8 protein-coding genes and 1 pseudogene are annotated in these 10,159 nt (G+C 70.4%); 7 read left to right on the top strand and 2 right to left on the bottom strand.

Annotated elements, in window-relative coordinates:
- From ACWC24_RS41560 to ACWC24_RS41540, 5 genes are all read left to right on the top strand, one after another.
- On the top strand, positions 1-411 hold a 411-nt coding region (locus ACWC24_RS41560; RefSeq protein WP_450668118.1), incomplete at its 5' end, for an aldo/keto reductase.
- A gap of 35 nt (positions 412-446) precedes the next feature.
- Positions 447-848, top strand: a complete 402-nt coding sequence (locus ACWC24_RS41555; protein ID WP_450668117.1) for an alcohol dehydrogenase catalytic domain-containing protein — start codon at positions 447-449, stop codon at positions 846-848.
- 80 nt (positions 849-928) lie between these two features.
- Positions 929-1,939, top strand: coding sequence for a zinc-binding dehydrogenase (locus tag ACWC24_RS41550; protein ID WP_450668116.1), 1,011 nt, complete (start codon positions 929-931; stop codon positions 1,937-1,939).
- A 308-nt stretch (positions 1,940-2,247) separates the two neighbouring features.
- On the top strand, positions 2,248-3,045 hold the full coding sequence (locus ACWC24_RS41545) for an SDR family oxidoreductase (RefSeq protein WP_450668115.1): 798 nt from the start codon (positions 2,248-2,250) through the stop codon (positions 3,043-3,045).
- A 518-nt stretch (positions 3,046-3,563) separates the two neighbouring features.
- On the top strand, positions 3,564-4,121 hold the full coding sequence (locus ACWC24_RS41540) for an SMI1/KNR4 family protein (RefSeq protein WP_450668114.1): 558 nt from the start codon (positions 3,564-3,566) through the stop codon (positions 4,119-4,121).
- A 1,855-nt stretch (positions 4,122-5,976) separates the two neighbouring features.
- Here ACWC24_RS41540 and ACWC24_RS41535 read toward each other — a convergent pair.
- Both ACWC24_RS41535 and ACWC24_RS41530 read right to left on the bottom strand, forming a co-directional pair.
- A pseudogene (locus ACWC24_RS41535) lies at positions 5,977-6,414 on the bottom strand (MMPL family transporter); the annotation flags it as partial.
- Between the two features lie 357 nt (positions 6,415-6,771).
- Positions 6,772-7,059, bottom strand: coding sequence for a hypothetical protein (locus ACWC24_RS41530; RefSeq protein WP_450668113.1), 288 nt, complete (start codon positions 7,057-7,059; stop codon positions 6,772-6,774).
- 545 nt (positions 7,060-7,604) lie between these two features.
- Here ACWC24_RS41530 and ACWC24_RS41525 point away from each other — a divergent pair.
- Both ACWC24_RS41525 and ACWC24_RS41520 read left to right on the top strand, forming a co-directional pair.
- Positions 7,605-8,708 carry an FAD-dependent oxidoreductase gene (locus tag ACWC24_RS41525; RefSeq protein ID WP_450668112.1) on the top strand — a complete coding sequence of 368 codons (1,104 nt, stop codon included), beginning with the start codon at positions 7,605-7,607 and terminating at the stop codon, positions 8,706-8,708.
- 460 nt (positions 8,709-9,168) lie between these two features.
- On the top strand, positions 9,169-10,014 hold the full coding sequence (locus ACWC24_RS41520; RefSeq protein WP_450668111.1) for a hypothetical protein: 846 nt from the start codon (positions 9,169-9,171) through the stop codon (positions 10,012-10,014).
- Positions 10,015-10,159: the final 145 nt, after the last annotated feature.

Raw genomic sequence — 10,159 nt, 5'->3', positions numbered from 1 at the left:
TCAGACGGCTCGACGGGCTCAGCCTCGGTCATGTTGTCGCTGGTCATCGATGCATCTTCCATGATCGGGAGTTACACCGCTCGTTTTACAGTCCCGGGCATCACCTTCTACCCCGGCTACGGCGAGGACCGCCGAAGCGTCCTTCAAGACCCGGCCGTCACCCGCATCGCCGACGCGCACGGCAAGAGCCCCGCGCAGGTGCTCCTGCGCTGGGGCCTCCAGCAGGGCCGCTCGGTCATCCCCAAGTCCACCAAGCGGCACCGCATCGCCGAGAACATCGACGTCTTCGACTTCGACCTCGCCGCGGACGAGCTGTCGGCCCTGGACGCGCTGGAGACCGGCCGGCGCGGCGGGCCCGAGCCCGAGAACGTCACCCTCGCCGACTACGGCCGCGCCATCCCCGAAGCCTGACCTTCACCCCGTACGACCTGCAAGAAGGAACCACGATGTCCACCACCGTCGGCGCGTTCGGCGCCCACGGGGCCGGCCGGCCGCTCGCCTCCGTCACCATCGAGCGCCGTGACGTCGGCCCCCACGACGTCAGGCTCGACATCCTGTACTGCGGGATCTGCCACTCCGACGTGAACTTCGTCGACGGCTCCTTCGGCCCGCTCCCGGTCAGCCCGCTCGTGCCCGGGCACGAGATCGTCGGCCGCGTCACCGAAACCGGCTCCACCGTCACCCGCCACCAGGTCGGCGACCTGGTCGGCATCGGCTGCATGGCCAACTCCTGCCGCGAGTGCGAGAACTGCCGGGCCGGGCAGGAGCAGTACTGCCTCACGGGCCACACCCTCGTCTTCGGCAGCCCCGACCCCGCCGAGCCCGGCGCCCACACTCAAGGCGGCTGATCCGAGGCGATCGTCGCCCCCGAGGACTTCGTCGTACGCGTCCCCGAGACCCTCGACCCGGACGCCGCAGCGCCGCCGCTGTGCTCGGAGAGCGCCCTGATCCCACCATCCAGGAGGCGACCGACGCCGTCGTCCGCGTCGTGCGGGGCTGCGTGTGCGGTTCCGACCTCTGGTACTACCGCGGCATCAACTCCCACAAGGTGGGCAGCATCGGCCACGAGTACGTCGGCGTCGTCGAGGCGGTGGGCGAGGACGTGCAGGACCTGGTGGTCGGCGACTTCGTCATCGCCCCCTTCACCTACAACGACGGCACCTGCCCCGCCTGCCGGGCCGGGTTCGAGTCCAACTGCGAGCACGGAGGAGCCTTCGGCGACGGCGAGAGTGACGGCGGACAGGGGGAGAAGGTCCGCGCGCCCTACGCCGACGCGACCCTTGTGAAGGTTCCCGCGCCGGCCGACGGGTTCACCGACGCCCAGCTCGCCTCCTTCACCGCACTCTCCGACGTCATGTGCACCGGCTACCACGCCGCCGTGAGCGCGGGCGTGAAGCAGGGCGACACCGTCGCCGTCGTCGGTGACGGCGCGGTCGCCCTGTCGGCCGTGCTGGCCGCCAAGCTCCTCGGCGCCGGCCGGATCATCGCGCTCAGCCGTCACGCCGACCGGCAGGCTCTCGCGAAGGAGTTCGGTGCCGGCGACATCGTCGCCGAACGTGGGGACGACGCCGTAACGGCCGTCCTCGGTCTCACCGACGGCGCCGGCGTCGACGCCGCGCTCGAATGCGTCGGCACCGACCAGTCCATCGAGACGGCTGCCTGCATCGTCCGCGCCGGAGGCATGATCGGCGCCGTCGGTGTCCCGCTCTACGAGAAGTTCGAGTACAAGACCCTTTTCTGGAAGAACATCGGCATCAAGGGCGGCGTCGCCCCCGCCCACCACTACATCCCCGAGCTGCTGCAGCACGTCCTGGACGGAACGATCAACCCCGGACGCGTCTTCGACTACTCCACCGACCTCGACCACATCGCCGACGCCTACGCCGCCATGGACGAGCGCCGTGCGATCAAGTCACTCCTCACGGTCGGCCAGCCGTAAGCCCGGACCCCTGTACCGGTTCGACGGGGCGACAAGTACAGCCGGTTCCCCCAGCCGCGGGACAGGTCCTCACTACGGGGTTGGCATGAGCGGGCCGTCGAGGCCGGGCCGGATCCGAGCCGTCGGCCGAGTTCACCAGGTGGTGGCGACGGTCTGTCGGGCGCCCCGTACGTCGTCGTGACAGGCGTGGCCGCCGGCCAGGCACAGACGCCGGCCTGCGCGGGTGCCGTACACGGGAGCAATCGTCGAGACTTGTGGATCAGCCGAAGGAAAATGGGGTTGCCGTTCCCGCGTAGCAGGCCGAACGATTGCGCCTTGTGACGACTGCTGATGAGAAGCCGCTGTTCGATACCACCAGGCCGGTCGCGTTGGTGACCGGCGTCGGCCGGTCCGTCGGGATCGGTGCAGGGGTCGCCCGCCGACTCGCCGAGGCGGGCTGGAACGTCGCCTTCACGTACTGGACGCCATACGACGCGCGCATGGCCTGGGGCGTCGAAACCGACGCCACGACCACCATCACCAAGGCCCTGGAGGAACGGGGCGCCGACACAGTGGCGGTCGAGGCGGACCTCGCCGATCCCGAGACCGCAGCGCGGGTCTTTGACCAGGCTCAAGGCCGTCTCGGCAACATCAGCGCGTTGGTGATGTGCCACTGCGAGTCGGTGGACTCGGGCCTGCTCGACACCACTCTGGAGAGCTTCGACCGCCACTTCGCGGTCAATGCGCGCGCCTCCTGGCTGCTGATCCGCGAGTTCGGCCGTCGATTCCAGGGGACTCCAGGAACCGGCCGCGTGATCGCCCTCACCAGCGACCACACCGTCGGCAACCTGCCCTATGGGGCGAGCAAGGGCGCACTCGACCGCATCACCCTGGCCGCTGCCCACGAACTCGCCCACCTCGGGATCACCGCCAACGTGATCAACCCGGGCCCGGTCGACACCGGCTGGATGTCCGACGACATCCGCGACCACGTGCTGCGCCAGACACCACTGGGGCGTCTTGGCAGTCCGCAGGACACCGCTCACCTGGTGGAGTTCCTGTGCTCACCGCAGGGCCAGTGGATCAACGGCCAGCTACTGAAGAGCAATGGCGGTCTCGCCGGCTGACGAGCCGTCCCGGCTACGCGGCTTCCGGCCGCTTGACGAGGACACCGCGGATGCTGCTCCCTCCGATGCGGCACCGCACGGCGCGGATCTGCCGGCTTCCTCCGCGAGCGACCGCCAGCCACCACGGCGGGTGCTTCCTCCTCGGCCAGCGCCTTCAGACACTGCTCGAGCCCGATCGCCCGGCGCCTGAGGACCTCCTCCGCATCGGCCAAATCGGCCCGCACCCGCTCCGGTTCGGTTCGGCTTCGAGCTCCTCCACCCGCACCACCGCGGCCTTCCGCCGTGCTTCCGGAACCGCCCGCATCGACGGCATCCGGCACCCCCTCGGCAACTCGATCAGCAACGGGTCGAGGCTTCCGCGACAGGCGCAATCACATGTCTGACCAGCGGAATCCGCACACGAGGTCCGGAAAGAGAACGACCTCTGACGCAGGCTTCCCTGAACTTCCTGTAGCTCAACAGCCCGCCCGGTGGCCTCGGCCGTCGGCATGTCGGTGGGCTCTGACAGCATCATGGTCATGACCGACATCGATGACCTCGTGCAACGCGTCGCCATCCGGGCCGCATCGGACAACGAGGAGCTTCCCGCGCCTGCTGACGATGCCCGGATCACGGAGGCCGAGGCGCAACTGGGCTTCGCGCTGCATCCCCTGCTTGCGCGCCTGTACCGCGAGGTCGCTGACGGCGGCTTCGGCCCTGACTACCGACTGTTGCCACTGCTTGGTCCGGGCTCCAGCGTCGCCGGCGAATACCTGTCGCGACGTGAGGCGTCTGTCGGAGTGGAGCACCCGGAGTGGCCCGAAGGCGTCGTACCGATCCTGACCTGGGGCTGTGCCATGTACGCAGGCGTCGATTGTCTCAGCGAGGACGGTCAGGTCCTGCTCTTCGAGCCGAACCCGTACAGCGGCGGATCGTGGGATCAGTGCTGGTTCCTCGACTCCGCCGGCCTCGCGGCGTGGCTGGAGACATGGCTCGCGGGGACGGGCTGGTTCGAGGAGGACGCCTTCGACAGGGACGACCTGGTCGAGCCTCGACCATGGGACCAGGCCGCAAGCCGGCTGTCCTCCGGCGCATAGCGAAACACCGACGGTTCGTCCCGTTGGCGCAGGCGCCGTCATCCCGGGCATGCTCACGGGTCCCCTGCGACGCCGGACCGGTTCGCCGTCCGCGTCTGCCGAGTTGCTGCCGATGGCCCGCTGGTGGTCAGCGCGGATGTCGCGGATCGCGTCGAGTCCGTGCTGGTCGACGGTGTACCAGGCCCAGGTACCGCGGCCTTCGCGGGTGAGGAGTCCGGCGTCGGCCATGGTCTCGAGGTGGTGGCGAGCCAGGTGCCGTCGAGGGAGATCGCCACGCCGGCCATCGAGGTTGCCGGAGCACTCGAGGCGCGGACCGTCGGGTGTCGGCCGGAGTGCCCGCCTGCAAGCGCGCGTCCGCGGTGCCCGTCCGCACGGCAACTGGTCATTCCGGTAGGGAAGTCGCCTATGCGATCAACATGATTTTCTGCGGTAGTCGCATTCATGGATTTGGTCGGTGCCATCACGGTGATCTGTATCCCCTTGCCTCGGCCCGGGGACGTCACGCCCGAGGAGTTCTACGTCGACGCCCGTGAGCAGGCCGAGCAGGCCCGCGTCCAGGATGCGGCCGGCCCCCAGGCCCGGTGTGACGGTCCGGAGGAAGACCTCCTGTTCCTGGCGCTCGCCGATGCTCGTGCCCGGCGGGAGGCCGCTGACCGGGAGATGCGTTTTTTGCTCGCTCGGAGCTCCGGACAGAAGCGGGGCCCGGCGGGCGGCGCCCGGCACGCGCTCCCCCAGAGGGGGGACCCCCAGCCGCGTTGCCGAAAGGCCCTGGTAGCTCCGCTGCAAGGACCTTCCGGCGCCTTGCGGTCGCACGCACCGGACACCGCCCGCTGATCGGACCCCACTTCTGTCCGGAGCTCCTACGGGCGTGAGTTCCACGGCAACCGCCCCTACGAGCTCGGCCCTCTCGCCGCCGTGAGTGGCATGACTGCCTCCGGCATCCGCACTGCATGAGGCAGCGCCGAGATCGAGGTTGTGGCCCCGCGGACCGACCGTGCGCCTGACGGCCGCCGCCCGGCCGGAGACCGGCAATGACCGCACCCCCGGAACGCCCCGAATGGACGTGCGCCTGCCCGCGCTCGTGGCCTGCCCTGGCCACGGTCGTCGAAGAACGCCTCTTCCCCGTCGAGCCCGCACCCGCGCACACCCCTGCGTCTGCGCTCCATCTCGCCCACGGCACCGGCTGCGGCGCCCCCTGTCCCGGGCCGTGGAGACGGCTGTCCCAGCTGCCCATGGCCGTCTTGAACCCGCATCCGCCCCTTGCCGCCCGCACAGACCAGCCCGGGCCGCCGGGCGCGGCGACGAAGGCGCTTTGCGTGCCGCGGGTGCAGGGAACGTCCTGCCGGACCTTGGGGTGCGCAGTTGCTGGTCAGGGCCGTCCGGGGGCTCCGGCGGCAGCCTGCCTCCTGCATTGCCTGTCCGGCACGGCGGGGTCAACGATCACTCGACCTGATGCCGGGCCGCGCGCCTTGGAACGGAAAGAGGGGAGACAGGACAAGCCTGGTGGGCATGTGATCACTCCGGAACCTGGAGAGGAACTCGGGGCAGGATCCGCGGGAGCGTTCCGGAAGCGGCGATGGCCGGTTCCGCGAAGCCGTGCGGTTTCGCGGGGGAGAGGTGGATGGTCTCTCCGTGTCGGCCATCGTGCGGTGCCCGGTCCGCCGGGAGCTCGTCGGTCCTTGAGCCGGAGGCCGCGGTCTTACGGTGTCCCGCGTGTGACGCGGTTCGGCGTTGTGGTCAGGGCGTCGAGGACCGACGGGCGGCCAGCTCGTCGAGGCGGGAGCGTTTCCAGCGCTGTTGACGGGGGCGGCCGCCGCTGCCGCGGCGGTATTCGTATCCGTCGGGCTGTTCGAGGTCGGGTCTCGCTGGAATCGGTGAGTTCCTTGGCGCCGACCTTGTAGGTGACGGTCGCGTAGGCCGTGGTGCCGTCCCCGCTGACCGTGTGGGTTTTGAACGGATCGGCGGCGCTCGCCACCTGCGGGCCGTCCGCCAGATCGGTCACGGCCTCCGTGACGGCCTGCTTGTTCTCCTCGGTGGTGATCTTCTCCCCGCTCGGCGCGACGAACAGGACCCGGGCGGTCGCGCCGTCGGCGCCGACTCCGGGAAAGCGCTGTTCCAGCAGGTCGAACGGCCTCTGGGACTCGATGCCCGGCATGGAGAAGCCCTCGGCGGCGGCTCCCGGAGCCTTCAGCGCGCCAAGACCGGCCAAGGCCAGGACAGCCGCCCAGACCAGAGCGACGTACCAACGTCGTCGGAAGGCCGGACGACCCACTTGATAGAGGAATGCAGCCACGGCAGGTGGTCTCAGCATCTGTGCTGACGATCTGCCCAGGGCTCTCCGGGAACGGGCTGTCCTGTCGTCGTGCGCCTGCCGACCGTTCCCCCTGCTGAAAACGCAGTACAGACCGGCCGGGCGGGTCCACCGCTGGTACGACGAACCCGCTCGGGTGACCGCAGGTCCGGCCCGGCGAGTGAAGCCCCCGGGCGGCTTCGCCGCCCCAGCGGGGCTCGGTCCGCTCCGGCCTCGTGCGGCTCGGCATCGCGCGCCGCGCCGGACACGGCCTCGGCGGTATGTCCGGTCCGGAGGACGATGCCGACAGCTCGGCGATCGCCGCGGGTGGACCGGGAACTCCCGGACAGCCCGCCGCCCTCACCGGCCCGGTCGTGACAGGGCCAGCTGGTCCTCGACCCACGGATCGAACACCGCCAGCCGGTGGGCCGCCGAGGGGTAGAAAGCCGCGAGCTGTCCGGCGATCCACGGATCTGCGGCCTGCTGCGCTGTCCCGTGTCCCTTGACACCGGCCGTGGCGACGGAGACCTGGTGATACTCGCCCGCCTGTGAAGTGGCCGCCATGGCAGAGCTGCCACCAGCCACAACAGCGCCACCGGCAAATGCGGCACAAACAACTGCGCTCGTGATCCGGCGCGTCAACTTCATGCTCTTCTCCTCCTGGCTCCGCCCGGCCTGCGCGATCCCCGTGCGATGCGGGCCGCGCAGCGATGCGGAAGCAATCGTTCCGGTTGGTGTGTCTACCCCCTCGCGCTCCTCGCACACCCGTGCTCTCATGACGCGTCCAGTTCCGGGCCGATCCGGGAACGAACGGCGACGGTTCGGAGCGGCGTGCCCCGTTCGAACGCCCTCCTGCGTCCCTGCGCGGCGGTACGGGGCGATCGGCCTTCCGGTCCCCTGCGGCTCCACGCCCCGACCGGGCCCCGCTCCTCCTCCACCGCCGCCTGCCGGTCCTACGGCGCCGGGAACCGGCCGGACCACAGAAGATCGCGGCCCACGCGCTCGCCGCCCCACGCCGCACCACAAGCCGAAAGCACGCGTCGGAAGCCACCGGGTCCGGCGGTGCGGTGATCCGGCTCCGCGGTCCCGCCCACGCCCGTGACACCGGAGAACGCTGTTGCCCCTGCCGCCGAGTCCGCGGCCACACCCCGCGTCCCGCTCGCCGCTACCAGCCGGGTTCCTGAGGAGGAACCGTGATCACAGTCGTCGGCGCCGGCCCGATGGACGCGGCCACCGCCTGGCAACCGGCACGCCGTGGCCATGAGGTCACACTGATCGAGGCCTACGACATCGGGCACCGGCGCGGCAGCTCGCACGGCAGCTCACGCATCTTCCGGCGGGCGTACAAGGACCCCTTCTGCATCCGGCTGACCGGGCAGGCCGAGGAACAGTGGCGGGAACTGGAAGACGACAGTTCGACCCGCCTGCTGCGCAAGACCGGCGGCCTGGACCTGTGCGAGCGCGGAAGCCCGGAGGCGATCGCCGGGCTGCTCGGCGCGGCCGGCGTGTCCCATGAACTCCTCGGTACGCGAGCCGCGGCGGAACGGTGGCCGCACATCCGTGTCACGGGGCCCGTGCTGTACCACCCGGACGCCGGCGTGGCCGACGCGGACGCCACCGTGCGGGCGTGCGTGCGGCGGGCGATGGACCACGGGGCGACGGCGGTCCTCGGCGCCCGGGTCAGCGGTATCGACGTCCTGCCCGACGGACGGGTGCTGCTGCACGCGGACACGGGCCAGGAGACCGTCGCCGACACGGTGGTGATCGCCGCCGGAGCCTGGCTGCCCGAGCTCGGACTGCCCGTCGCCCTGCCGTCGTTGCGGGTGACCCAGCAGCAGGTCTTCCATTTTCGCCGGCGCGATCCGGACGTCCAGTGGCCCACCCTGGTCTGGGACGGAGAGCTGCAGCTCTACGGGCTGCCGTCCGGGACCGACGGGGGCCCGTCTCCCGCGGTGAAGGTCGCCGAGCACGACCGGGGCACGCCCACCACCGCCCGCACGCGCAGCGGGGTCGTCGACGCGTCGTCGCGGAGCCGGGTGAGCGGTTTCGTCCGTGACCGGTTGCCGGGCCTCGATCCTGACCCGGTGGCCGAGGCCACCTGCCTCTACACCACCACGCCCGACGAGGACTTCGTCCTGGACCGGCACGGACCGTTCGTCATCGTCTCCCCGTGCTCCGGCCACGGCGCCAAGTTCGCCCCGCTCATCGGCGCACTGGCGGCGGACCTGGCCACCGGCCGTGCCGCACCCCACCCGCGCTTCCGCCTAGGGCGCCCCGCGCAGGAGGTCCGCCGGTGACCGAGCACCAGGCGGGCGACGGCCACGCCGCCGTCTCGGCGCAGCCGCAGCCGCAGTCGGGCCACCGCCCGATCGTCGGCGTGATCATCACTTCCGTGCGCACCCATGGGCTATGACCGGCCATGAGCTGGTCGCCGAACTCCGGTGTTCCGGTGCCGCGTCGGTGGTCCAAGGAAAGACGCCCCGCTTCCTGCGGGGAAATGCAGGTGCAAGGCCTGCCCGGCGCTCGATCACGGGGCCCGTCCGCACACTGCGGACGGGCCCCGGGCGTTCGGCGTGTGCGACGAACTCGGTGGCACCGCAGCGCAAAACCCCTGCGGCTGGCGCGGCAAGGCCGTCCGGAGACCTGTTCACCGCCGACAACCGATCGAAACCCGGCGACGCCTCAGGCGGCGGGAGGCTGTGCCGTGGTGTGTGAGGGCGTCGGCAACTGCCGTTCCAGGCACAGCATGAGCATCGATTGCACTGGCTTGTGACAGCATCTCGGTACACGGGCGGGAGAGAGAACAGCGACGAGGCGTACGTGCTCGATCTGTGTGACGAGGCCCTCGGTGAACAGGGCCTTCGCGAGTACCGGTTCGAGTGGCTGCTCGGAGATCCGGGAGCCGCGGGGCGGCGGACCGGGCTGCCGGTCGACAGCTACTGGCCAGAGCGCAAGCTTGTCGTGGAGTACCGCGAGATACGGCACGACCAGGCCACGCCGTTCTTCGACAAGCCCGGGCGCCTGACGGTGAGCGGAGTGGAACGAGGCGAGCAGCGGGCGCTCTACGACGCGCGACGCGACGCGGAGATCCCCGCTCACGGCCTGCGCCTGCTGGTGATTCGGCCCGCCGACCTGGACGCCAACAGCCGGGGCCGACTGCACCGCAGGGACCACGAGGCCGACCTCAAGGCGGTTCGCAGCCTTCTCGCAGCAGCACAGGGAACCGGCGTGTCACCGCAGACCAGTTGGGCGAGCGACGAAGACAGAGTCGTCGACGCCTTCCGGCGATGGCTGGTGGCAGAGGGTTGGATTCCAGTCTCACCCACAGATCCCCACACCGACATCGAAGCCGTACGAGGCACTCAGCGGCTGGTCGGCGAGGCCAAGGGGCGGACCACGGAACCCGGCACCGATGCAGACATCGCCTACGGACAGCTTCTGCGCCGCATGACCGAATCAACCCCAGGCACCCACTATGCCCTTGTCGTGCCGTCCTCCTCCGTGTTCCACGCCTTGAGGGTGCCGCCCTCAGTGCGAAGCCTGCTCGAAATCAGCGTCTACGAGGTCACCGACGACGGCTTGGTCCGGAGGTGCGAGACATAGCCCAGCGCATCGAAGTCCTGGGCGCTGCTTGGCGCCAGCCGTCAGGCTCCCGCCCTGGTCCCGGCCGACAGCGTCGCCGGGGACAGCTACGACTACACCCTCGACCACGACACCCTGCACCTGTCCGTCACCGACGCGATGGGCC

It is taken from the genome of Streptomyces sp. NPDC001443 (assembly GCF_053597355.1).
Note: the sequence above shows the minus strand (reverse complement) of the source record. Positions and strands in the feature narration are given on the sequence as shown.

Bases quoted from the DNA above. Each gene is read 5' to 3' on its own strand.
- ACWC24_RS41530 (WP_450668113.1), bottom strand. From the start codon at position 7,059: ATGAAGTTGACGCGCCGGATCACGAGCGCAGTTGTTTGTGCCGCATTT.
- ACWC24_RS41555 (WP_450668117.1), top strand. From the start codon at position 447: ATGTCCACCACCGTCGGCGCGTTCGGCGCCCACGGGGCCGGCCGGCCG.
- ACWC24_RS41540 (WP_450668114.1), top strand. From the start codon at position 3,564: ATGACCGACATCGATGACCTCGTGCAACGCGTCGCCATCCGGGCCGCA.